This is a genomic window from Streptomyces sp. SAI-135, assembly GCF_029893805.1.
Taxonomy (GTDB): Bacteria; Actinomycetota; Actinomycetes; order Streptomycetales; family Streptomycetaceae; genus Streptomyces.
The window spans coordinates 3452675-3476059 of record NZ_JARXYP010000002.1; the positions used below are offsets into that span (position 1 = coordinate 3452675).

A 23385-nucleotide genomic window follows, 5' to 3' on the forward strand; every position below is an offset into this window, starting at 1 on the left:
GCGGGCGGGACCTCCCGCAGGCGGAGGACACGGGATGAACCACTTCGCGCGGGGGAAGGCCGCCCCGGCGGCACGACGGCCCGCGGGCCACCGCGCGGTACCCGCCGACGCGCCGCACGACGCCACCGGCGCCCCCGCGGAGCCGGGCGACGGCGGCACCCGCCCGACGGAACCCGCCCCCGCGGGGCCCGGCGGCGGCACCCGCCCGACAGCACAGCGCGGCACATCGACAGGCGCCCCCACAGGAGACGGCCAGTGACCACGAACCCCACCCTCACCGACCTCGCCCACAAGGCGACCGAGGCCCGTTCCCGGCCCACCTACGGCCACGACGCCCTGATCACCTGCGACCGGCTCGTGCGCATCTTCACCACGGACGGCGTGGAGGTCCAGGCCCTCCAGGGCCTCGACCTGCTCGTCCGGGAGGGCGAACTGCTCGCCCTCGTGGGTGCGTCCGGCAGCGGCAAGTCCACCCTGATGAACATCCTCGCCGGACTGGACACCCCCACCGCCGGTGCCGCGAGGGTCGCGAGCCACGACCTGCTGACGATGACCGCGAAGGACCGCCTGGCCTACCGCCGGGGGACGGTCGGCTTCGTCTGGCAGCAGACCTCCCGCAACCTCCTCCCCTATCTCACCGCCGCCCAGAACATCACCCTGCCCATCCAGCTCTCCGGCTCCCGGACCTCCCGCCGCGCCCAGTCCGAACGCGCCCTGGAACTCCTGGAGTTGCTGGAGGTGGCCGACTGCCGAAACCGCCGCCCCCACCAGATGTCGGGCGGCCAGCAGCAACGCGTGGCGATAGCGGTGGCGCTGGCCAACAAACCCGCGGTCCTGCTGGCCGACGAACCGACCGGCGAACTCGACTCCCACACCGCGGAGCAGATCTTCGCCGCCTTCCGCGCGGCCAACGAACAGCTCGGCACGACCATCGTCATCGTCACCCACGACCCGGCGGTGGCCGGAGAGGTCCGCCGCGCGGTGGCCATCAGGGACGGCCGTACCTCCACGGAGGTCCTGCGCCGCAGCGAGGTGGACGCGACGACGGGCCACGAGACCCTGGTGGCGAGGGAGTACGCGATGCTCGACCGCGCGGGCCGGCTCCAACTGCCGAAGGAGTACACCGAGGCGCTGGGCATGCGGGACAGGGTCGCGCTGGAACTGGAGCCGGACCACATCGGCGTGTGGCCGGACGACAGCGACCGGGACTGACGCCGGTCAGCCGGTGAGCCGGTGAGCCGGTGAGCCGGTGAGCCGGTGAGCTGGTCAGCGCACGCTGACGCCGAGCGCTCCGAGTCCCCCCTGACGTACGGCGATCGAGCCGTACGGCGTGCGCAGCCGCAGCCAGGCCCCCGACGCGAACAGCGCCGCCTGGCCTCCGGGGCGCAGGAAGCCGAGCGACTGGGCCGCGTGCACGGCCCGCACGGGCAGCCGGGTGTCCCCCACGGCCCGGGACCAGATCTCCCGCCCGATCCGGTCGAGTGCCGCCCGGGTACGCTCCTCGGAGCCCAACTCCTCGGTGCGGGCCCGGAATTCGGCGACGCCGGAGAGGACGAGAGCCCGCAGCTCCGTCGGCTCGGGCAGCCCGGTCACCGGCTGCCATCCGCCACGCGGCGGCAGCACTCCGGCCCACGGCGGCCCGGTCACCGCCCCCGGCACGACAGCCGTGCCGGCGCTCTCGTCGACGGACTCCAGGAGCTCCCCGGCGGACACGGTCACGTCGAGGGTGACGTCGAGCCCGTTCTCGTACGGCTTGGCGAGGCGGACCGCCCGGATCGCCAGTACCTCGAAGGACGGCGGGCGCCCGAAGACGGCGAGCGCGGTGCCGGTGCCCTGGAGCCGTACCGCGGCCGAGCGGTCGTAGTGGAGCAGCCGGGAGAGGAAGGCGGCGAGGTCCGCTGCCTCCCCCTCGTCGGCGAGGTGGAGCACCGTCATGCGGCGACGGCCTCCTCCTCGTCGTCGTCCCGGTACTCCTCGAGGAACTCGCGTTCCTCCGCGGTGATCCGGCGCGGCCGCTGGGCCGCGAAGTCGAACGGCACTATCACCGTCGACGCGCGGACGTAGACGTCGTCGCCGTCCTTCACCTCGTAGGCGATGGTGAAGGACGCCGCCCGGATCTCGGTGACCCACAGCTCGATGTCCACGGGCGCGTGCCGGTGGACGAGCTGCCGCTTGTAGTCGATCTCATGGCGTGCCACCACGGACCCCTGCTGGAAGTCCTTCTCCGGGCGGAACAGGAAGTCGATACGGGCTTCCTCCAGGTAGCGGAGGAAGACCACGTTGTTGACGTGGCCGTACGCGTCCATGTCCGCCCAGCGCAGCGGGCAGCGGTAGATGTGCCGCAAGATCAGCCCCGGGTCAGCTTCTTGTAGGTGGCGCGGTGCGGACGAGCCGCGTCCGGGCCGAGCCGCTCGATCTTGTTCTTCTCGTACGACTCGAAGTTGCCCTCGAACCAGAACCACTTGGAGTCGCCCTCGTAGGCGAGGATGTGGGTGGCGACCCGGTCCAGGAACCAGCGGTCGTGGGAGACGACCACGGCCGCGCCCGGGAACTCCAGGAGCGCGTTCTCCAGCGAGCCGAGGGTCTCGACGTCGAGGTCGTTGGTGGGCTCGTCGAGGAGCAGGAGGTTGCCGCCCTGCTTGAGGGTGAGCGCGAGGTTGAGGCGGTTGCGCTCACCGCCGGACAGGACACCGGCCGGCTTCTGCTGGTCCGGGCCCTTGAAACCGAAGGCCGAGACGTACGCCCGGCTCGGCATCTCGACCTGGCCGACGTTGATGTAGTCGAGCTCGTCGGAGACGACCGCCCACAGCGTCTTCTTCGGGTCGATGTTCGCGCGGCTCTGGTCGACGTAGGAGATCTTGACGGTCTCGCCGACCTTGATGGTGCCGGAGTCCGGCTCCTCCAGGCCCTGGATCATCTTGAAGAGGGTGGTCTTGCCGGCGCCGTTGGGGCCGATGACACCGACGATGCCGTTGCGCGGCAGCGTGAAGCTCAGGTCGTCGATCAGGACCTTGTCGCCGAAGCCCTTGCTGAGGTTGCTGACCTCGACGACGACACTGCCGAGCCGCGGGCCCGGCGGGATCTGGATCTCCTCGAAGTCCAGCTTCCGCATCTTGTCGGCCTCGGCGGCCATCTCCTCGTAGCGCGCGAGACGGGCCTTGGACTTGGCCTGCCGCCCCTTGGCGTTGGAGCGGACCCACTCCAGCTCTTCCTTGAGCCGCTTGGCGCGCTTGGCGTCCTTGGCACCCTCGACCTTGAGACGGGTCTGCTTGGTCTCCAGGTACTTGGAGTAGTTGCCCTCGTAGCCGTGCAGGCGGCCGCGGTCGACCTCGCAGATCCAGCCGGCGACGTTGTCCAGGAAGTACCGGTCGTGGGTGACGGCCACGATGGTGCCCTCGTACTTGGCGAGGTGCTGCTCCAGCCAGTTCACCGACTCGGCGTCGAGGTGGTTGGTGGGCTCGTCGAGCAGCAGCAGGTCGGGGGCCTCCAGCAGCAGCTTGCACAGGGCCACGCGCCGCTTCTCACCACCGGAGAGGTTGGTGACGGGCCAGTCGCCGGGCGGGCAGCCGAGCGCGTCCATGGCCTGCTCGAGCTGGGCGTCGAGGTCCCACGCGTTGGCGTGGTCGAGCTCCTCCTGCAGCTTGCCCATCTCGTCGAGCAGCGCGTCGGAGTAGTCGGTCGCCATCAGCTCGGCGATCTCGTTGAACCGGTCGAGCTTGCCCTTGACCTCGGAGACGCCCTCCTGGACGTTCTCCAGGACGGTCTTCTCCTCGTTCAGCGGGGGCTCCTGCAGGAGGATCCCCACGGTGTAACCCGGAGACAGGAAGGCATCGCCGTTCGACGGCTGCTCCAGCCCCGCCATGATCTTCAGAATGGTCGACTTACCGGCACCGTTCGGGCCGACCACACCGATCTTCGCGCCAGGCAGGAAGTTCAGCGAGACGTCGTCAAGGATGACCTTGTCGCCGATTGCCTTGCGCGTCTTGCGCATGGTGTAGATGTACTCAGCCAAGAGAAACCGTCCGGCAGCTTGAAATCTGGCAGTGGGCAGATACACCCCATCTTGCCTGACCGCCACCCCTGGGGGGAAACGCGTATGGTCCGGGCCCGCTGACCTGGCGCTTCACTGCTGCCTGCATGAACCTCAACCGACGACCGCCTCGGCCACGGTGCTTGCCGTCGACGGGAGCACGTCGCGGGTGTCCGTTGCGGCCGTAGGTCCGAAACGAAGACGTGGCCGCGTCAATGTTGGTGACGTATTCTTCTATGTACATAACCAACATCGAGGGGGGTGCCGCATGTCTGTGACCCAGATCGACATCGATGACGACGCTTTGGAGCGCGCCATGGCTCTGGCCAGAGTCAGGACCAAGAAGGAGGCGGTCAACCTCGCTCTGCGCTTCTACGCCGAGCAGCAGGAGCGTGCGGCGCGCATCAGCCGTCATTTCGAGCGTGCGCGTGAGTGGGGTGCCGTCGAGGACGCCGAGCGCCTGCACCAGGCGGAGAAGAACAGCCGGTGATCTACCTGCTCGACACGTCCGGCCTGGTCCGGCTGCTCCGCGATGCACAACTGCAATCGGCCTGGTACGACGCGATCGACGCCGGAGCCATCGCATCCTGCTATGTGCAGCGCACCGAGTTCCTGCACAGCGCCCGGACCGGACGCGAGTACGACGAGATCGTGGAGATGTTCACCGATCTCTACCCGGACGTGTCGGTGCCGAAGAATGCGGGACGCTGGATCGGCGGGGTGCAACACCGTATGGCCCAGGCCGGCGAGCACCGCAGCGCCTCGGCGGTGGACCTCGTGATCGCTGCCACCGCGGCTCACCACGGCTTGGCCGTCCTCCACGACGACGCCGACTACCGTGCCATCGCTCGGCACGCGTCGAACCTGACCGAACACAACGTCCACGACGTCTCCTGAGGCTCCCGTGATCGGCGCAGGTGCGTTGTGGATGCCGTCGGATCAGGAAGCAGCCCTCGATTGCGTCGCGGACGCTGGTGATCTCGAGCTCTGTGGCTGGTCGGGCCCATCGGTCGGGCTGCACCGGCCGGCCTTCTTCCCGAACACCGCCGTCAGCGGCGATGATCACGCCAGGACAGATCACTTGCTGGTGTGGCAACCGGCCGGGCGGTCAAAGACGGACCCCGTGCACTGTCCGCTCCTTTTCTGTTCATGCGCTGCGCTACGCGCCTGCTCAGAGAGTGCAAGGGCATCCGGGTGACCGTCATCGGCGGTCGGGCAAGGGTGCTGCAAGGCGCGTGCAAGGAAAGCGCCGTGTGCGCCGGGCACCCCCCAGCCGTCCGTTGTACGCAGCGACGAGCGATGGGGGATCGCGTGTCCGTAGGAACGACGAGATCAGCACTGATCGAGCAGGGGCACTGGCTGACCGTACGGGACTGCAAACGGGTCCTGGTCGTCGTGCACACCGTGACCTTCGCCCAGCGACTGCGCGAGGTCTTCGAACTCCTGGAGACCGACCTGCGCGTCCAGTTGGTCTTCACGGTCGCACCGCACGCCTTCGGCAACGGCACCACCGAGTACCTGCGGAGCCTGGGCATCGGCACGGTGCCCTGGGAGGAGGCCCGGCGCGCCGAGTTCGACCTCGCTCTCGCCGCGGGCTCCCGCGGGGTGCACGAACTGCGGGCTCCGGTCGTACGCGTCTCGCACGGTGCCGGTCAGATCAAACTGCTCACCGACGTCACCGCGCTGGCGCCGGGAGAGCCGAGACCGCCCGGGATGCTGAGCCGCCGGCACCTGCTGCACGAGGGGCGGCTGGTCCCGGCCGCGATCGTCTACGCCCACGACCGGGACCTGGAGGAACTGTCCCGGACCTGCCCGGAGGCACTCGCGGTGGCCCACGTGGCGGGTGATCCGTGCGTCGACCGGATCCTGGCCGGCCTGCCCGGCCGCGATGCCTACCGCCGGGCACTGGGGATCGAGGACGGGCAACGACTCGTCGTCGTCACGTCCACCTGGGGGCCCGCCTCGACGTTCGGTCGGCTCGACTCCCTGCTGCCGCAGCTACTGAGCCAGTTGCCGGACGACGGCTACCGCGTCGCGATGCTCGTCCATCCCAACGTGTTCGCCGGCCACGGCACCCGGCAGGTGCACCGCTGGCTGTCCTGCTCCCGGGGCCGGGGGCTCGCCGTGGTGCCGCCCGAGGCGGACTGGCAGGCGCCGCTGATCGCGGCCGACTGGATCATCGGCGACCACGGATCCCTGACCGCGTACGGCACGCTCACGGAAGCGACCCTGCTGCTGAGCGCCGGCCCCCGGCGCGAGGTGTCGGCGTCCTCCCCGGCGGCCCTGCTCTCGGCCGTGGCACCCGTCGTCGCACCGGGATACCCGCTCGCGGAGCAGCTCGACTACGCGGCACAGCTGCACCGGCCGGGGCAGTACGACCATGTCGCGGCCTCGCTGTCGTCGGCGCCGGGGCAGTTCCACCGTCGGATGCGCTCGGTCCTCTACCGCCTGCTCGGACTCGGAGAACCCGCCCGTCCGCCTCTCCTCACACCGCCCCCGCCGCCCCCCGAGCTGAGCCGGTGGGAGCTCTCCGCCGGCAGCGGTGCGGCATGACGAGCGCCCGGCCACCGGCCCCGGACGCGGGCACGGACGCGGCATGGTCCACGGTGTGCTTCCAGCCCGCACACCCAGGCGGGCGCCTTCACCCAGGCGGCTCGCACGATCGGTGGTCCCTCGCGGTCTGGCGCTCGGACACGGCCCACGGGCCGGTGCTCGTACGGTCCGATCCGCTGCCCCGGTCCGCCCGGGGCCCCGGGCATCCGTACCCCCCGCGCTGCCCGCACCCGCCCGGCGGCCCCTTGCCGTGCGACGTGCACCTGTGGGTGGACGCGGACAGCCCGCAGCGGCCGGCGCTGCTGGCCCAGGCCGACGTCCTGGTGAGCCGCGTGCCCCTGGCGCCCGGCGCGGCCCGCCGAAGGGTGCTCGAACTGCTGGCCGCCCATCCCGGGTGCCTTGCCGTCGCCGTACCCGACACCGCCACAACGTGTGCCGTGGCGGTACGGCACGGTGGAGCGGGCCATGGGTCCTTCCTACGGCCGTCGCGGGGCAGCACGCCCGGCGCCTCGCTCCCGCCGCGCACGGTCGTCTCGGTCATGCACGCCTGGATGGTGGCCGGGAGATCACCGGGCGCGCTGCGCGGCCTCACGCCGATGCCGATGCCGGTGCCGTTCTCGTCGCACTGACCGGACGGGAGGAGGCCCGCGGCGGCGTCGGCCCGAACCGCGCTCACGGCTGCCGCAGCCGCTCGTCCAGGCGTTGCGCGTCCTCGGGGCTGAGGCGGCGGAGAAGGGCGCGGGCGGCCTCGTAATGCCGTACCGATTCCTCTCGGTCGCCCCGCGTCTCGGCGGCCTGACCGAGCCATTCCAGGCAGCGGGCCTCCCAGTGCTCGGACCGGGAGGCGCCCGTCCGGAAGCGGGCGAGCGCCTCCCTCAGCCGCCGCTCGCCGCCGTCGGGGTCCCCGTGGCGGTCGAGGACATGACCGAGAAGGGCCAGGACGCGCGTCGCCTCGTACGCCTCCCCCAGCGCGTCCAGTTCGGTGCCCGCCCGGCGCAACTGCTCGGCGGCCGTGGCCAGGTCACCGGCGGCCAGCGCGGTCTCGCCGAGGCGCCGCCGGGTCAGGGCCGCGCCGCGTCGGTATCCGATCGACTCCCTCAGCCGCAGGGCGTGCTCGAAGTGGCCGCGTGCCTCGTCGAGCCGGTGGGCCAGGAGTGCTACGTGCCCCAACCCGCTGACGGCCTGGGCCTGTTGACGTACGTCCCCGTCGGCCGTGGCCATCTCCAGCGCCTGCCGGTACCAGTCGGCCGCCTCCCGGTACCGTCCCGCGTTGCGCAGGCCGATCGCGCCGGAGGTGAGCATGCGGCCCTCCCCCTGCCGCGCACCGCTTCGCCGCGCCGCTTCGAGACCGAGCGCGTGCGCCTCGATCCACATCTGCGAGGGACGCAGCCGCAGGAAGAGGGGCCACATGAGGTCCGTCAGACGCCAGCAGGAGTCGTGCCAGCCGAGCCGGGCCGAGAGGCGCACGGCGCCCATCAGCACGTTGCGGTACGTGTCCAGCCAGGTCAGCGCCGCCTCCGGACCGTCGAGCGGTGTCGCGTCGGCCGCGCTCGCGGACAGGTCGTGCCCGGCGAGCCGGTGGCTGGGGGTGAGGATGCCTTCCGCCGAAGCCGCGGTGGCCAGACACCAGTCCACGAACCGCCGCAGGGTGCGCTCGCGTCGGCCGGGATGCGCCAGCCCCTCCTCCTCACCGAGCCGTCGGGCGTGCGGCTGGACGAGGTCGTGGAACCGGTAGGTGCCCGGCCCGGTCTCCTCCAGCAGATTCGCCTCCACGAGCGCGTTCACGGCGATGTCGGCGGCCTCCGCGCGGTCGACGACGACCGGTTCCTCGACGCCTGGTTCCTCGACGCCTGGTTCCTCGGCGCCTGGTCCCTCGGCGTCGTCCGCGAGGGAGGTCAGGAAGGAGAAGTCGTGGCGGTCGGCGGGCAGCAGTCCCATCCGGCGGTACAGCGCCCGGCTCCCGTCCGGGAGGACGCCGTACGCCATGTCGAGCGCCGTGCGCATCACGGCCTCCCCGTCCACACGCAGCGCCTCGACGGCACCCCGCCCCCGCGACAGGCTCTCGGCCAGGGCGGACACCGGGCGATGGGGCCGCAGGGCGAGTTGGGCGGAGGCCAGGGCCACGGCCAGCGGCAGGCGGCCGCACAGTCTGACCACCTCACGCGCGGCGGAGGGTTCCCGGGCGACGCGCGTTCCACCGCCGACGGCGAGGAGTTCGACGGCCGAGGCGGTGGGGAGCCCTTCCAGCCGGTGCACGGACGCGCCGTCGACACGCAGCCCGGTGAGGTTGTTCCTGCTGGTCACCATGGTGAGTCCGGTCGCAGTGCCGAGCAGGAGGGGGCGTACCTGGGCGGCTGTGAACGCGTTGTCCAGCAGGACGGCCAGCCGCAGCCCCGAGGTCGTGGAACGCCACAGCGCGCTCCGCTGCGCGGTCCCGTTCGGCACCGAGGAGGCGCCCAGCGCGACCAGGAAGGCTTCCAGGACGGTGGCCGGGGAGACGGGGGCGCCGTCCGCGAGGGTGCTCCTGCCTCCTAGGTCGGCGTAGAGCTGACCGTCGGGAAAGCTGTCGGCGTGTTCGTGGAGCCAGTGGGCGGCGAGGGTGGTCTTCCCGACGCCCGCGAGCCCGCTGACCACCAGAACCTGCGCCGCGTGCGCCGACCGCTCGGCCCACAGCACGTCGAGTGCGCGCCGATCGGCCTCCCGCCCGACGAACCGGGCGGTCACCGGCGGCAGTTGACGGGGGACGGGATGAGGGGGCGGCGGCGCCGGGGTGGCGTGGTGAAAGTGGACACCACCGTGAATGTCCCGGGCCTGCACGCTGGGCCCGTGGAACACGGGACTGCCGCTGATGAGGTTGGTGGTGGGGGCGGACCCGGGAGCGGGTCCGGGTGTCGTGGGGGGCGGCTCGGAGGGTGGGGGCTCGGGGGGTGGGGGCGCGGAGGGTGGGGGCGCGGAGGGTGGGGGCGCGGAGGCGAGCGGCACGGGGGCCGAATCAGGCGGCGGAGACGCGGAAGCGGACGGCACGGCGCCCGAATCGGAGGGCGGGGACGCGCAAGCGGACGGCACGACACCCGAATCCGGAGACGCAGACACAGGCAGCACCGACGGCAAGGCAGAGGGCGCAGCCGCAGGCGCAGAGGCGAGCGGCACGACACTCGAAGCAGGAGACGCAGACGCAGGCAGCCCCGGCGGCCAGGCGGAAGGCGCGGGCGCGGCGGCGGGTGACGCGGGCGCCGGCCCGGGCGACGCAAACGCGGAAACGCCCGGCACGACGCCCCGATCGGAAGACGGGAACCCGCAAGCGGACACGGACGGCACGACGACACCCGAACCGGGAGAGACCGACGCAGACACAGGCAGCCCCGACGGCCAGGCAGAAGGCGCGGGCGCGGCGGCGGGTGACGCGGGCGCCGGCCCGGGCGACCCCGGCGGGAAGGCGGAACACGCGCTGCCCCACCCCCGCGACGGGCCCCCGGACGCGGACGGCACGGAGGCAGGCCACGGCGGCGTCGGCACGGACGCGGATGCGGACGCCGTCGCGGATGGTCCGGAGACCGACGTGGGCTGCCACGGCGCGGACGCGGACGCCGCTGCGGACGGTCCGGACGCCGGCGTGGGCGGCCACGGCCCGGACACAGGTGGCCCGGCACCCGACCGGTGCGACGCCGTCGATGCCGACGACGCAGGCACCCCGGACGACGTGGTCGACCCTCCGAGCGCCGCGCCAAGGGCCGTGGCCGGCGTCGGCCCGGCGCCGGGCCCGGAGTGCAGCCACGCGCTCAACGCCTCCCGGGTCGCCGGATCGCGAGCCGTCAACTCCACCAACTGCGAGGCCAGTTGCTCGCAAACAGCCCTCTCGACCGGCAACCCCTGCCCCGCACCAGGGGTCCAGAGCCGCCCCACCGCCGGGTGCACACGGGCCGCGACCTCCATCACCCGGGCCAGTTCGCGCCAAGCGGGTGCCCCCGTGTCGGCGCCACACGCGACCAGGGCCGACAGCAACGCCTCCGACCCCTCCGAGGAGAAAGCACACACGTACGCGACTCCTTCCGGTCCCCCGAAGTCACTCCCCACTCGGAGAAGATGTGAACCCATACGGCTATTTATCGGTCAACTTTGAACACCACCCGCCCACTTGTGGGCACTCTTCCCAGGTTCATGACACTCTCGAATGCTCGGCAATCACAGGCCCTACCGGCGGGGAGGACGCTGGTGGAGTTCGAGATCAGGCTTTCGGGAGCGGTGGAGATCCGAACGGCGGGCCGCCGTAGCGATCTCGGATCGACCAAGACACGGCTGACGCTCGCCGGCCTCGCCTGGGACGCGGGCCGCACGGTGAGCGTGGACACCCTGATCCACCGCATCTGGGACGAGCATCCGCCCGCCAAGGCCCGGGAGGCGCTCCACGCCCACATCTCCCGAATCCGAGGCGCCCTGCGCATGGCCGGGGGCGACGCTCCCCCGATCGTCAGCCGTACGAACTCGTACGCCCTGGAGGTCGACCCGGAACGCGTGGACCTGCGCCGTTACACGAACTGTGTCGAGCGGGCCCGTTCCCTGCGGGACAACGGGGACGAGGAGGCCGGACTGCGCCTGCTGGACCGCGCGGAGGCACTGTGGCACGGCGAGCCGCTGGCCGGGATCACCGGCTCCTGGGCCGAGCATCTGCGGGCCGCCGTCGGCGAGACCAGCCTCGTCGCCGCGCTGACCAGAGCCGAAATCCTCCTGGACGCGGGGAAGTTCAGCGATGCCGTACCGGTGCTCATGCCACAGGCAGAGGCACACCCCGTGGACGAGGCGCTGGCCGAGCGACTCGCCGTCGCCCTGTACGGCAGCAACCGGACGGCCGAGGCCACCAGACTCCTCCAGCGAACCCGGCAGCGCGTCGTCCGCGACATCGGCCTCGACGCCGGCCGTGGACTGCACCGGGTCCACCAGGGAATCCTGGCGGGAACCCCCGCGGCGAGCCTCCTGCCCCGCCCCGGCGCCAAGGACAAGCACCTCGCGCGGCCGACGCGCCAGGTGCCGGACAACCTGCCTCGCGATGTCCCGTGGGCCGGACGGCGCGATGAACTGCGGCAGCTCACCGCCGCGCTGTGCGAGGGACGCGGAGCCTCGGACGTGGTCACCGTCGAGGCGATCCACGGCATGGGCGGGGTCGGAAAGTCGGCCCTGGCCGTCCACCTGGCGCATCGATTACGGGACCGCTTCCCCGACGGCCGCATCCACCTCCACCTCGGCGGCTGCTCCACCGACCGGACCCCGCCGACCCCGGCCCGCGCCCTCACCGAACTACTGCGGCTGCTTGGCCACGGCACAAGGGAACTACCGCACGAACTGGACGAGTTGGTCGCCCTGTGGCGCTCGGTCGCGCGCGATCGCCGGATGCTGGTGATCCTCGACGACGCGACCTCCTCCGAGCAGATCCGCCCCCTTCTCCCGGGCGCCTCCCCGACAGCGGTCCTGGTGACCAGCCGCCGCCGTCTGCCCGGACTCCCCGGCGTACGCCCGCTCTCCCTGGACGTGCTGCCTCCCGAGGACGCGGCGGCGCTCTTCTCCCAGCGGCTGGGGAGAACACGCGACACGGACCCCGCGGAGGTGAGAGAGATCGTCCGCAGGTGCGGGCACCTCCCGCTGGCGATCGAGATCGCCGCCAGCCGGCTGCTCGCCCGCGCCTCCTGGACCACGGCCGACCTGTTGCGCCAGCTGAGCGAAGGCAGCGGCCACCTCGCTCAACTCCACGACCTGGAGAGGACGTTGACCCATGTCTTCGCGGTCTCGTACAGGGCTCTCAACGCCGAGCAGCAACTGGTCTTCCGCCGTATCGGACTGCACACGGGGGTCGAGTTCGGGCCTCGGGCTGTCGCCGCTCTCACAGGACTCCCGGCGGCGACAGCTGAACACGTACTCGAAGAACTGCTCGCCCACCACCTCCTGGCCGAGCCCATTCCCCACCGTTTCACCATGCATGATCTTTTACGGGACTACGCCAGATCACTGATCGATTCGGGCGGCACCGAATCCGTGGACGAGACCCGACAGGCCGTGCGAAGACTTGTGGATCACTACGTGCACACCGCGGACAGAGCGGACCGACTGGCCTATCCCTTCCGTTCGCGCACCGATCTAGACACCGGTGATTCCGGGCCTGCCACCTGTCCGGAAATCGTCGATGCGCAGTCGGCGGAACAGTGGCTGATCGCCGAGTCGGGCAATCTTCTGGACACTCTGAACTGGCTTGTACACCACGGCACGGAACATGAACTCGCCATTGCTGTGCACACGTTGGCGGGATTCCTGGACATGGAAGGGCATCTGGCCGCGGCGGAGCCACTGTTGCGGCGGGCCATCGCCCACTGGAACGCCGCAGGTGAGGACCCGGCCAGGGCGCGAGCCCTGCTCGACCTCTGCGCGGTGCACACCCACGGCTCCCGCTACGAGGAGGCGATCGCGACCGCACGCGAGGCTCTCGACATTGCCCGCACCCTGGGTGACCGAGAACTGGAGAGCGAATGCGTCCACCAGCTCTCGATCCCCCTGTGGCAGACCGGGCAGTACAGGTCGGCCCGATCGCTGCTCAAAGAGTCTCTTGATTTCCTGTCGCAAACAAGCGACCGACTCCGCATCGCACGCTGCCGGAATTTACTCGGAATAAACCATCTCCACCTGGCGGAGAACGACGAAGCTCTCGCCTGCTTCAGCTCGGCCCTGACTGATTTCACAGAGATAGGGGACGAGCGGGGAAAATACAGCGCGTTGAACAATATTGCGGAGCTCCACAAGAGAGCAGAACGCCCGGAAGAAGCCGCGCTCGCCTATCGAAAAGCGATGATCGTGGCGGAACGGATGGGAAATCCACGCGACCGGGCCACGCTCCAGATGAATCTGGCGTCCGTGCTGGACGCGCTCGGCAGAGCAGACGAGGCCCTCGCCCTGTACGGCACTGCCCTGCCGGTGCTGCGCGATGTCGGAGACCGGCGGGCGGAGGCCATCGCCCTCACGCGCATCGGCAGGACGTACCGCACGGCCGGCCGCACCGAGGAGGCCCTGCGACAGCACATCGCCGCACTTGAGATCACACGTGCCATTCATGCGGCGGGCGAGGAGGCCGAGGTCCTCCACGACCTCGCCCTGACCGAACGGGACGCGGGGCTCATCTCCCTGGCGCTGACCCATCTCGAGGAGAGCCTGACGGTGAGCCGGCGCATCGGGGCGCCCGCCGAAGAGGCGCGGGCCGCTGGTGCACTGACCGAGCTTCGGGGCGAGTCGCCGCCCAGTTCAATTCCGTCGAGCACGCCGGAAACATAGGGATACGCGTGTAGAACCAGGGCTGTCCGACCTGGTTTCTCACCGAGGCGGACATGTGCTCGATCAAGGCACTACTATCCCTGTCGTGCGACGAGGCACTCCTGCCGTCATTCCGGGCTGCAGCTGGACCTTGCCCGCACTTCAGCCGCAAACCCACGTTCGTGGAAAGCACGGAAGGCAAAGAACTTCGTGAACTACCTGAGACATGTCCTGGTACTGACGTGCATTGCATATGTGACCTGGTCGAGCAGTCACGGTCCGACGTACTTCGACATGTGAACCGGCCGGTGTCCGGTACCTCTTGCTCGTGGCATCCGGTGCCGGACACCACCCCGAATCTGGCCGACACCCACCACCCCCGACCACTCCCGTTCTGGGACGATGGCCTACCGATGCGTTCGACTCCGTTGGGCGACTGGGGGTACCGGAGTGGATCCGATCTCGGCAAGCCTGCTCGTGGCGGCGGCGACCGGAGCCGGTGGTGAGTTGGGCCGCCAACTCTGGTCCGCGCTCCGGGGACTGGTGCACACCGGTCCGGCCACCGGCGAAGCCGAACTGACCGCCCTGTCCCAGGCCCCGCACGACGTCGAGCGAGCGCGCGCGCTCAGCGAGGCTCTGAGCCACCGCGCCGAGCAGGACCCCTCGTTCCGGGCGCACTTGACGCAGTGGCAGCAGCAGGCGCAGCTCCTGCGCACCGGCGACGGGGACACCCACAACGCCATCAGCGGCGGCACACAGCACGGACCGGTCGTACAGGGACGGGACTTCTCCGGCATCACCTTCAAAACCCCGCCCCGGAACCGGTCCCCGCACCCACCGCCCGCGGACCGCTGAACCCGGCCCTCCCGGGCCCGGCGTCCGCACCCCGGCCCGGCCGGCCGCGCACGGTGCCCCAGGGCTGGAGACCCTCCGCTTTCCCCGCTCGCACGCAGCCTGCCTCAACGACCACCGCGTCACCGCCGAGCGCCCTGCCCGAAGAACACCACACCCTGCCGACCGGCACCGTCGGTTCAGTCGCCCGCCTTGCGCACGGCCAGCAGCACACCTGCCCCCGCGGCCACCGCTCCCACGACACCCGCGGACCGCATGAGCCCCTGGGACGAGCGCCACGACAGCACCGACCACCTCGACTGAGCCGACAGCAGCGACCCCGTGCTCAGCCACGAGCCCGCCGAGATCAGGGACAGGGCCGAGCCGATCGAGCCCACGGACAGGGCGCTGCCGATCGAGCCGAAGGACAGGGCCGAACCCACGGAACCGATGGACAGCACCGAGCCCACCGAGCCGATCGACAGCACCGAGTCCTGCGACCACAGGGACAGCACCGAGCCGGAGGAGGAGTGACGCGCCGGTGACAGGGATGGCTTGGTCATGCCGCCATTCTGCCCGCCCCCGGCCCGCCCGGGTCAGTCCTGTGCCCGGTTCTGCTTCCTGCCGGTCAGGACCAGCGCCGCGCCCCCGATCACGACCAGGGCGATGGCGGTCCCGGCGATCAGCGGGGTGGTGGCGGAACCACCGGTCTCGGCGAGGTTGACGTCGGTGGTGGGGACGGCCACCGTGGCGGGGCTGGGCTCACTGAGGGTCTGGGTCGTGGCGCCCCTCTCACTGCTGCGGGTGCGGCAGTCGAGGACGCCCGTGAAGCGCTCGGCGAGACCGTCGGGACCGGTGATCGTGAAGTCGTACGCCTGGTCCTCCTGGAGCGGCACCGTCACCGTGCGGGACTCGCCCGCCGCGATGGCGTACTGCGTGCCCATGAGCTCGAACGCGAACTCCTCGTCACCCTGGTTGACCGCCGTGATGTCCAGGCCGCCCTCGGTGCAGTTGCGCGTCGCGGAGAGGGCCGGTACGGCGCCCTCCTTCGCCCAGGTCGCGCTCGCCGTGGCCGAGACGGTCGACTCGCTGGAGCCCGCGAGGATCTGGGTCTGGCTCCGGCTCTCGGAGGCGAACGCCCGGCCGACCGGCACGGTGGTCGAGGCCTGCACGGTGAGGTCGGCCGAGCCCGCCTCCGCGTCCTCGGGGATGTCGAAGTACAGCCGGCTGCCGTTGCTCACCGAGGTCACCGGCGTGCCGTCCTTGCCGACGATCCGCACGCCGCTGGTGGCCGCGTCCGCCGGCGGGGTGACCGTGGCGCCGGTGGCGTTGGTGCGGACGGTCACCGGGCCGAGCAGCTCGCCGGGGTGGCCGGCGACCGCGGGCGGGTCGAGGGTGAGGGACGCCGCGGGCTCCGTGAGGTCGCGGGCGCTCTTCTCCAGGTAGTCCGCGAGCTTCTCGGCCTGCGGGTCGGCGGCGTCGACGTCCGCGTGGTCCGAGTAGCGCCAGATCGCCACCTGGGTGCCCGCCGCCGCGTCCTGCTCGGTCAGGCCCGAGGCGATACCGGCCTTGGCGGCGAGCGCCGCGAGATCGTTGACCTGGGGGTAGGAGTTCTGCAGGATCCAACGGATCTTGCCGGACCCCTTGTTGGCGCCCAGCGAGGTGCTGCTCCAGTCGGTCTCGTGGTACTTGGCGTCCTTCTGCGTGGGGTTGTAGAGATCGACGCAGTAGGTCTGGAGCGTTCCGCCGCCCTCGACGGACATCTCGAACAGCCCGGCCGGCACCTGGAGATCGCCGTCGGTGTCGTGGATCACCGCGTCACCGTAGGTCTTCAGGCCCCCTATGGTGGCGGTCGCCCCTCTCTGGTTCTGCGCCGCCTCGTCCGCCGACGCCGTGCCGGCGACGGCCACCGTCGCACCGGCGGCGAGCAGGCCGGAGACGAACGTGGCGGCCGCGAGGCGAGCCGCCGCCCGTCCGCGCACGGACAGCGCAGAGAACGCAGAAAACACGGAATTCCCCTTCGAGCAGGACCCGTTGTCGAGCGGGCTGGCGGTCCCACCAGCGCAATCAGTAGCCACGGGAGCTGTGTTCGGCATCCTAGGGACGCGGCCGCCCCCCTCTTCCCGAGGATGCGGTCGGAAGATCGATCCGACTCGGAATCGTTATCGCCACGGCCTTTCACCCGCGTGGCTTATCGACAAGTCGACCGGAAGCATCCGGAGCATATGTGTCGATAAGCCGCACTTCGGCCGGTGCCGCCGCACCCCCGAGCCGACGCCGCGCCCCCCGGACTGACGGTCACGCCCCGAGCCGACGCCGCGCCCGCAACACGGCGTCACGTCACCGCGACGGGCTCCTGTCGGTCCGCGGTCTCGCCCGCCGGTGTCTCCCAGACGGGCTCGGGCTGCCCGGACGGCCCCGCGGCCGCGCTCTCCGGCCGCTGTGTGCGCCGGAAGGCGGAGGTGCCGCGCGCGAGGTCATGGCCGATCGCCACCGCGTCGATGTCGGCCGAGGTCCAGGCCGGCTGACCCTCGCGCACCTCCGAACGGACCTTCAGCCGGCCCTGCACGACCACGGGATCACCCACGTTGATCGACCCCGCCACGTTCGTGGCGAGCTGCCGGTTGGCCCACACCGTGAAGAAGTTGGTGTGCCCGTCGGTCCACTCGTTCTTCTCGCGGTCCAGATAGCGCGCCGTCGCCGCGAGCCGGAACCGCACCGACGCACCCGTCGCCAGTTCCCGGTACACCGGCTGGGTCGCCACGTTGCCCACCGCGCAGATCATGGTCTCGTTCATCGCTGGGAGCCCCTCCCTGACATGCGTACGGGCCCGTCCCGTACGGCTGCTGCTGTCCGCGTGCCGACCGCGTCACCGCGATCGCCGCGAAGCCAGACTGCCTCCGCCGGGCCGAGCCCGCTGCGCCCTGTGGACCGTCCCCACCCTGTGGAAAACCCCGCCACCCGAACGAGGCCCTCCGCTCGCGGGACCGTCTTTCACCCCACCCCGACGACCTTGCTGTACTGCTCGCGGACCTCCCGGTAGCGCAGCAGCTCCGCCGCCACCGGATCCAGCACCCGCGCCCGCCCGCACCCGGACGCCGCTTCCCGCAGCCGCCGTTCCGCCTCCACGCCGTAGCGGCGCGCGGGCCCCCGCGCCGCCATCCGGCAGCTCCACTCGACGAGCGGGCCGCCGACGATTCCGGCCACCATCAGCAGCACCGGGACGCCCAGGTTCGGCGCCATGACCCCGACGATCTGGCCCACCAGCCAGAGCCCGCCCACGACCTGAAGGAGCGTCATGGACGCCTGCGCCAGCACGGCCACCGGCCACCAGCCCGGACGCGGCGGACGGCCCGGTGGCAGCCCGGCCCGGGCCGTCAGCTCGTCCAGCGCCTCGGGCAGCCCCTGGGAGCCGCGTACGGCCGCCTCGCGCACCGCCTGCGCCCATGGCGCGGGCAGTCCCGCCGAGGCCCGGTCGGCGAGCGTCCGTACGGCCTGTTCGACACGCTGCCGCGCGGTCGCCTCCTCCTCGGGCTGGGCGCGCAACGGCAGCCGTCCCGTGGGAGGTTCGCGCCGGTCCTGGTACCAGCGCCACAGCCGCAGCCAGGGCGTGCCGCACGCGCGGTTGGCGTTGCGCAGCCAGGCGCGTTCGGCCGCCTCGCCCGCCGCGGTGGCGCCGACCGCGTCGGCGAGCCGGGCGGCGAAGTCGTCGCGCGCCTCCTCGCTCAGCCCGGTGCGCCGGCCCGTCGAGTAGACGGGCCGCAGCCGCCACGCCGCCGCGTCCACGTCGGCCGCGATCCGCCGCGCGGGAGCCCCGCGCTCCGCCACGAACTGGGCTAGCGCCTCCCGCAGCTCCCCCACCCCGTCCCCGGTGAGGCCCGACAGCGCGAGCACGGTCGCGCCCGGTTCGCCGTACTCCCCGAGGGCGATGCCGTCCTCGTCCAGCAGCCGCCGCAGATCGTCGAGGACCTGCTCGGCGGCCTCCCCGGGCAGCCGGTCGATCTGGTTGAGGACGACGAACATGACCTCGGCGTGACCGGCCATGGGCCGCAGATAGCGCTCGTGCAGGATCGCGTCGGCGTACTTCTCTGGGTCGACGACCCAGATGACCGCGTCGACGAGCGCCAGGATCCGGTCCACGTGCTCGCGGTGCTGGACGGCGGCCGAGTCGTGGTCGGGCAGGTCCACCAGGACGAGCCCGCGCAACTGCGCCTCCGCCTCGGCGCTCTGCACCGGCCGCCGCCGCAACCGGGGAGGGATGCCCAGCCGTTCGATGAGGCTCGCCGAGCCATCGCTCCAACTGCACGCGATCGGCGCGGCCGTGGTGGGCCGGCGCACGCCGGTCTCCGAGATGGCCACCCCGGCCAGCGCGTTGAACAGCTGCGACTTGCCGCTGCCCGTCGCGCCCGCGATGGCGACGACGGTGTGCTGCCCGGAGAGCCTGCGCCGGGCGGCCGCCTCGTCCAGGACCTGGCCGGCCTCGGCGAGCGTACGGCTGTCGAGCCGGGCCCGGGAGAGCCCCACCAGCTCCCGCAGCGCCTCCAGACGGGAGCGCAGGGCCCCGTCGTAGCTGAGCGGGGCGGCGGGCGGAACGTTGGGCCCTCGCACCTCCACGGCCGCCGCCTGCTCGGTCTCGGCGGTGACCCGGCGAGCGATGAGCCCGTCGTCCCAGGCATCCCCGGAGTCGGCGTCGTCCGGACCCTCGGAGGTGTCCGCGGCGTCCCCGCGCGCGTGCCCGGCGTCCGCCCGCCCGTCACCGCCCTTCGCGCGCTCCCCGCGCGCGTGCCCGTCCTTGCGGTCCGCGTCGGCCGCGCCTCCCACGGGTCCCCCGGCCGGTCCCTCCCCGCCTCCCGACTCGGCGTCCCCCGCCCGCTCCGTGTGGTCCTGATCCGTGACGGCGGTCATCGGTCACCTCTCCTTCTGCAGTACGGACAGCGCGGCGATGAGTTCGGCCTGGGGTTCGGGGTGTACGTCGAGTGCGTCGAGCGGCGCGAGCCGGCGCTCGCGTTCGGTGTGCACGACCCGGTCGAGGTGCTCGGCGAGCAGCCGCCCGCCCCGGTCGCGCAGCCGCAGGGCCCCGTGGGCGCCGATCCGCTGGGCGAGCCCCTCACCCGCGACCCGCGCCCGGCGCCCGCCGAGCAGCGCGGTGGCGACGAGGGCGGCCACCGTCTCCGGATCGGGCGCGACCCCGCGGTCCAGGTCGCGGATCTCCTCCTCGGCGTACTCCTCCAGCTCCCGCCGCCAGCGTCGTACGGCCATCCCGATCCGGTGTTCGGCGCTCTCCGGGGTCGGGTCGCGCTCCGTCAGTTCCGGTGCGGCGGCGGCCGGTTCGCGCCGCCAGGCCTCGTCCACGCGTTCGTCGGCCGCGGCGACCGCGCACAGCAGGAGGGCGCCCAGGCTCTCCACCAGCGCATCCAGGAGCTCGGCCGCGGTGCAGTCGAGCGGGAAGGCCCGCCAGCGCTTGAGGGCGTCACCGGCGAGCACGGCACCGGCCTGGAGCCGCCCCCGCACGCGCGCGTACTCGCTGTCGTACGCCCCCTCGACGGCTGTGGTGAGCCGCAGCGCGGCCGCGTACTGCGCGGCGGCGGCACTGGCCAGCTCGGGCATCCGGGACTTGAGGGAGTTGAGCACGCCGTGGGCCGTACGGGCGACGGCGTGCTGCCGGGCCGCGGGGTCCTGCGTCTGATGGACGAGCCAGGTCCGCAGCGAGGCCACGGCGGTGGCCGGCAACAGCCCGCCGCCCCAGGCCGACTCGGGCAGCTCCGGCACCGTGAACCGGGGCACCTCCCCGAGGCCCGCCTTGGTGAGCAGGGCGCCGTACTGCCGCGAGACCTCGGAGACGACCTGGTGCGGCACCCGGTCGAGGACGGTCACCAGGGTGGCGTCGTACTCCTTTGCGGTGCGCAGGAGATGCCAGGGGACGGCGTCGGCGTAGCGGGCGGCCGTGGTGACCATGATCCAGATGTCGGCGGCGCAGATCAGCTCGGCGGCGAGGACGCGGTTGTCGGCCACCAGGGAGTCGACGTCGGGCGCGTCCAGGAGCGCGAGGCCCGGAGGCAGGGTGTCGGCGGTCTCGACGCGCAGCACGCGCGCGGGGTTCTCGCCGGGCAGCAGGAGTTCGTCCCCGGCCTCCTGGTGGGGCACCCACACGCGGGTGAGGTCGGGCAGTACGCGCATTCCGCTGAACCAGTGATGGTCCTCCGGATGGCAGACCAGCACCGGCGTCCGGGTGGTCGGCCGCAGCACTCCCGCCTCGCTCACCCGCCGCCCCACAAGGGAGTTGACGAGGGTCGACTTGCCGGCCCCGGTGGAACCGCCCACCACGGCCAGCAACGGCGCTTCGGGGTCCCTCAACCGGGGCACCAGATAGTCGTCGAGCTGGGCGAGCAGTTCGTCGCGGTTGGCACGCGCGCGTGGGGCCCCCGCCAGGGGCAGCGGGAAGCGTGCGGCGGCGACACGGTCGCGCAGGGCGGAGAGTGCGTCGAGCAGCTGAGGCCGTACGTCCAAGGTCACCACATGTGAAGAATGCCCAATTTTGGGGGAATTCTGAAGCATATGAACATGTCTGCGCGCCGACCGGACACAAGGGATGGAAGGGACGACTGGGACGCAGGCACAGTCCAGGCATAACGAGTGCACAACACCCGGTGCGCGAGGCGCGAAAAGCGATGCACGATTCGTACCTGCCTGCGATTATCAGGACCGCTTCACTGAACCTCCACATCGAGCCACGGAGGCGAAGCAACAGGGACAAGGTCGTGGGAGCCCTATCCTTGTCCCCGGCAACGTCACGGAACGGCCCACACCCGGGCACACCCAAGACAGAGGCCACCACACCCGGCCCCCGTAGCTCAGTGGATAGAGCAGGCGCCTTCTAAGCGCTTGGCCGCAGGTTCGAGTCCTGCCGGGGGCGCAATCACCTTCTGACCACGCGATGTGGACAGGGGGTCTTTTCATGTCCGCCCCGCGCGGGGGTATGTGACCAAGCGCCTCGGGGTAGTGCGAGCGCGAGTCCAGGCAACGGAAGGGGCCCGCGTGGCCGAGAACAGCTCTGTGGCAGAGGTCGTCTCCGTCCCCGTGGGGACCGTCGTCGGTGGGCGAGCGAAGGTGCTGGACGACGACTGGGGCAAGGAGACCGCCGTCATACGGCTGGACGCGGACCGCTTCGGGCCGGAGGCGCTCGCCGGGCTGGACGACTTCTCGCACCTGGAGGTCGTCTACCACTTCGACCGGGTGCCGGCGGACAGGGTCGAGACCGGCGCACGCCACCCGCGCGGCAACACCGACTGGCCCCTGGTCGGCATCTTCGCCCAGCGCGGCAAGAACCGTCCCAACCGCATCGGCGTCTCCCGCTGCCGGCTGCTGCGCACCGACGGCCTCGACATCCACGTGCAGGGCCTGGACGCCGTCGACGGCACCCCGGTCCTCGACATCAAGCCCTACATGGCCGAGTTCGGCCCGCAGGGCCCCACGGACCAGCCCGCCTGGGCGACCGAGATCATGCGCGACTACTACTGACAGTTACTAGTGACAGCTACTACTGACAGTGCCACGGCGTAGAGTCGATCTTCCTGAGAGGGGAAGGACCGCCATGCGTCTGCGCTGTGCCGTGCTCGACGACTTCCAGCGGGTGGCGACCCGGCTCGCCGACTGGTCGCCGCTCGCGGACCGGGTCGACGTCGTCCCGTACGACACCCACTTCGCCGACGAGGACGCCCTGGCCGCCGCCCTCGCCGACGCCGACATCGTGGTCACCCTGCGCGAGCGCGTCCCCTTCCCCGCCTCCCTCATCGCCCGCCTGCCCCGCCTGAAGCTGCTCATCGCCTCCGGCATGCGCAACTCCGTCATCGACTACGCGGCCGCCGAGGCGCACGGAGTCACCGTCTGCGGTACGGCGAGCTCGTCGACCCCGCCGGTCGAACTGACCTGGGCGCTGCTGCTCGGCCTGGCACGGGGGATCGTCGAGGAGAGCAACGCCCTGCGCACGCGCGGTCCTTGGCAGTCCACCGTCGGCGCCGACCTGCACGGCCGCCGGCTCGGGCTGCTCGGCCTGGGGAAGATCGGCGGCCGGGTGGCCCAGGTCGGGCTCGCCTTCGGCATGGAGGTCAGTGCCTGGAGCCAGAACCTCACCCGGCAGCGGGCCGACGAGGTGGGCGTGCGCCTCGCCGGGTCCAAGGAGGAACTGCTGGCCGAGAGCGATTTCGTCTCCGTCCACCTCGCCCTCGGCGACCGCACCCGAGGCCTGCTCGGGCCCGCCGAACTCGCCCTCCTCAAGCCCACCGCCTACCTGGTCAACACCTCGCGCGCGGCGATCGTCGACCAGGACGCGCTCCTGGCCGCCCTGCACGAGGGCCGGATCGCGGGCGCGGGCGTCGACGTCTTCGACACCGAGCCCCTCCCCGCCGACCACCCGATGCGCACGGCCCCGCGCCTGCTCGCCACCCCGCACCTCGGCTATGTCTCGCAGGCCAACTACGCGACGTACTACGGCCAGGCCGTCGAGAACATCCAGGCCTACCTGGCGGGCTCCCCGGTACGGCGGCTCCCCTGAGACGCGCGGTACCCGGGCCTCCGCTTCAAGAAGGGTGATCCGCTGATGAACGCCGTTACCAGGAGTGAGCCTCCGCGTTGAAGGGGAAGTGCGACGGCGCGTCCTGCCGTCGCACCTACCGATCAGAAGGAGA

General features: G+C 71.7%; 19 protein-coding genes and 1 tRNA gene. 11 read left to right on the plus strand and 9 right to left on the minus strand.

The genetic code is table 11. From position 1 onward, the window contains the following. Nucleotides 1-34: 34 nt before the first annotated feature. Both M2163_RS20000 and M2163_RS20005 read left to right on the plus strand, forming a co-directional pair. On the plus strand, nucleotides 35-259 hold the full coding sequence (locus M2163_RS20000; RefSeq protein WP_280894607.1) for a hypothetical protein: 225 nt from the start codon (nucleotides 35-37) through the stop codon (nucleotides 257-259). After that, nucleotides 256-1212 (plus strand): ABC transporter ATP-binding protein, encoded by a 957-nt coding sequence (locus M2163_RS20005; RefSeq protein WP_280894608.1) that lies wholly within the window; start codon nucleotides 256-258, stop codon nucleotides 1210-1212. The genes M2163_RS20000 and M2163_RS20005 overlap by 4 nt, the downstream gene beginning before the upstream one ends. 54 nt (nucleotides 1213-1266) lie before the next feature. Here M2163_RS20005 and M2163_RS20010 read toward each other — a convergent pair whose 3' ends face one another. The 3 genes from M2163_RS20010 to ettA are packed head-to-tail and all read right to left on the minus strand — an operon-like array spanning nucleotide 1267 to nucleotide 4012. Then, nucleotides 1267-1935 carry a hypothetical protein gene (locus tag M2163_RS20010; RefSeq protein WP_280894609.1) on the minus strand — a complete coding sequence of 223 codons (669 nt, stop codon included), beginning with the start codon at nucleotides 1933-1935 and terminating at the stop codon, nucleotides 1267-1269. Continuing rightward, the gene (locus M2163_RS20015) at nucleotides 1932-2345 is read right to left on the minus strand and encodes a thioesterase family protein (RefSeq protein ID WP_280851438.1); all 414 of its coding nucleotides are present in this window, start codon (nucleotides 2343-2345) and stop codon (nucleotides 1932-1934) included. The genes M2163_RS20010 and M2163_RS20015 overlap by 4 nt, the downstream gene beginning before the upstream one ends. Before the next feature lie 2 nt (nucleotides 2346-2347). Continuing rightward, entirely contained in the window at nucleotides 2348-4012 is a 1665-nt protein-coding gene (gene ettA / locus M2163_RS20020; RefSeq protein WP_280851437.1) for an energy-dependent translational throttle protein EttA, read from the minus strand. Between the two features lie 286 nt (nucleotides 4013-4298). Between ettA and M2163_RS20025 the strand changes: the two genes are divergently transcribed. From M2163_RS20025 to M2163_RS20040, 4 genes are all read left to right on the plus strand, one after another. Next, a complete protein-coding gene (locus M2163_RS20025; RefSeq protein ID WP_280851436.1) occupies nucleotides 4299-4520 on the plus strand; it encodes a type II toxin-antitoxin system VapB family antitoxin in 222 nt (73 codons plus the stop codon). Next, nucleotides 4517-4927, plus strand: a complete 411-nt coding sequence (locus M2163_RS20030; RefSeq protein WP_280894610.1) for a PIN domain-containing protein — start codon at nucleotides 4517-4519, stop codon at nucleotides 4925-4927. Before M2163_RS20025 ends, M2163_RS20030 begins: the two co-directional genes overlap by 4 nt. A gap of 402 nt (nucleotides 4928-5329) precedes the next feature. Then, nucleotides 5330-6583, plus strand: a complete 1254-nt coding sequence (locus M2163_RS20035; protein WP_280894611.1) for a hypothetical protein — start codon at nucleotides 5330-5332, stop codon at nucleotides 6581-6583. A 269-nt stretch (nucleotides 6584-6852) separates the two neighbouring features. Then, entirely contained in the window at nucleotides 6853-7212 is a 360-nt protein-coding gene (locus M2163_RS20040; RefSeq protein ID WP_280894612.1) for a hypothetical protein, read from the plus strand. 43 nt (nucleotides 7213-7255) lie between these two features. Here M2163_RS20040 and M2163_RS20045 read toward each other — a convergent pair whose 3' ends face one another. Continuing rightward, nucleotides 7256-9307 carry a tetratricopeptide repeat protein gene (locus M2163_RS20045; RefSeq protein WP_280894613.1) on the minus strand — a complete coding sequence of 684 codons (2052 nt, stop codon included), beginning with the start codon at nucleotides 9305-9307 and terminating at the stop codon, nucleotides 7256-7258. A 1488-nt stretch (nucleotides 9308-10795) separates the two neighbouring features. Between M2163_RS20045 and M2163_RS20050 the strand changes: the two genes are divergently transcribed. Then, entirely contained in the window at nucleotides 10796-13891 is a 3096-nt protein-coding gene (locus tag M2163_RS20050) for a tetratricopeptide repeat protein (RefSeq protein WP_280894614.1), read from the plus strand. 429 nt (nucleotides 13892-14320) lie between these two features. After that, nucleotides 14321-14725, plus strand: a complete 405-nt coding sequence (locus M2163_RS20055) for a hypothetical protein (protein WP_280894615.1) — start codon at nucleotides 14321-14323, stop codon at nucleotides 14723-14725. A 176-nt stretch (nucleotides 14726-14901) separates the two neighbouring features. Here the strand turns inward: M2163_RS20055 and M2163_RS20060 are convergent, their stop codons facing one another. The 5 genes from M2163_RS20060 to M2163_RS20080 all read right to left on the minus strand — a co-directional run bounded on the left by M2163_RS20060 (nucleotide 14902) and on the right by M2163_RS20080 (nucleotide 21217). After that, nucleotides 14902-15264 carry a hypothetical protein gene (locus M2163_RS20060; RefSeq protein WP_280894616.1) on the minus strand — a complete coding sequence of 121 codons (363 nt, stop codon included), beginning with the start codon at nucleotides 15262-15264 and terminating at the stop codon, nucleotides 14902-14904. A 33-nt stretch (nucleotides 15265-15297) separates the two neighbouring features. Then, nucleotides 15298-16710: a TQXA domain-containing protein gene (locus M2163_RS20065; protein WP_280851428.1), complete on the minus strand. Its 1413-nt coding sequence runs from the start codon at nucleotides 16708-16710 to the stop codon at nucleotides 15298-15300. Nucleotides 16711-17036: 326 nt separating this feature from the next. After that, the gene (locus M2163_RS20070; protein WP_280851427.1) at nucleotides 17037-17498 is read right to left on the minus strand and encodes a single-stranded DNA-binding protein; all 462 of its coding nucleotides are present in this window, start codon (nucleotides 17496-17498) and stop codon (nucleotides 17037-17039) included. A gap of 197 nt (nucleotides 17499-17695) precedes the next feature. Continuing rightward, nucleotides 17696-19606 carry a YfjP family GTPase gene (locus M2163_RS20075; RefSeq protein WP_280894617.1) on the minus strand — a complete coding sequence of 637 codons (1911 nt, stop codon included), beginning with the start codon at nucleotides 19604-19606 and terminating at the stop codon, nucleotides 17696-17698. Between the two features lie 3 nt (nucleotides 19607-19609). Further along, nucleotides 19610-21217 (minus strand): dynamin family protein, encoded by a 1608-nt coding sequence (locus M2163_RS20080; RefSeq protein ID WP_280851425.1) that lies wholly within the window; start codon nucleotides 21215-21217, stop codon nucleotides 19610-19612. A 324-nt stretch (nucleotides 21218-21541) separates the two neighbouring features. Here M2163_RS20080 and M2163_RS20085 point away from each other — a divergent pair. From M2163_RS20085 to M2163_RS20095, 3 genes are all read left to right on the plus strand, one after another. Beyond that, a tRNA-Arg gene (locus tag M2163_RS20085) sits at nucleotides 21542-21614 on the plus strand. A 122-nt stretch (nucleotides 21615-21736) separates the two neighbouring features. After that, on the plus strand, nucleotides 21737-22219 hold the full coding sequence (locus M2163_RS20090; RefSeq protein WP_280894618.1) for an SAM-dependent methyltransferase: 483 nt from the start codon (nucleotides 21737-21739) through the stop codon (nucleotides 22217-22219). Nucleotides 22220-22292: 73 nt separating this feature from the next. After that, nucleotides 22293-23252 carry a D-2-hydroxyacid dehydrogenase family protein gene (locus tag M2163_RS20095; protein ID WP_280894619.1) on the plus strand — a complete coding sequence of 320 codons (960 nt, stop codon included), beginning with the start codon at nucleotides 22293-22295 and terminating at the stop codon, nucleotides 23250-23252. The last annotated feature ends 133 nt before the right edge of the window (nucleotides 23253-23385 follow it).

Bases quoted from the DNA above. Each gene is read 5' to 3' on its own strand.
- M2163_RS20025 (WP_280851436.1), top strand. From the start codon at position 4,299: ATGTCTGTGACCCAGATCGACATCGATGACGACGCTTTGGAGCGCGCC.
- M2163_RS20070 (WP_280851427.1), bottom strand. From the start codon at position 17,498: ATGAACGAGACCATGATCTGCGCGGTGGGCAACGTGGCGACCCAGCCG.
- M2163_RS20000 (WP_280894607.1), top strand. From the start codon at position 35: ATGAACCACTTCGCGCGGGGGAAGGCCGCCCCGGCGGCACGACGGCCC.
- M2163_RS20010 (WP_280894609.1), bottom strand. From the start codon at position 1,935: ATGACGGTGCTCCACCTCGCCGACGAGGGGGAGGCAGCGGACCTCGCC.
- M2163_RS20075 (WP_280894617.1), bottom strand. From the start codon at position 19,606: ATGACCGCCGTCACGGATCAGGACCACACGGAGCGGGCGGGGGACGCC.
- M2163_RS20095 (WP_280894619.1), top strand. From the start codon at position 22,293: ATGCGTCTGCGCTGTGCCGTGCTCGACGACTTCCAGCGGGTGGCGACC.
- M2163_RS20060 (WP_280894616.1), bottom strand. From the start codon at position 15,264: ATGACCAAGCCATCCCTGTCACCGGCGCGTCACTCCTCCTCCGGCTCG.
- M2163_RS20035 (WP_280894611.1), top strand. From the start codon at position 5,330: ATGGGGGATCGCGTGTCCGTAGGAACGACGAGATCAGCACTGATCGAG.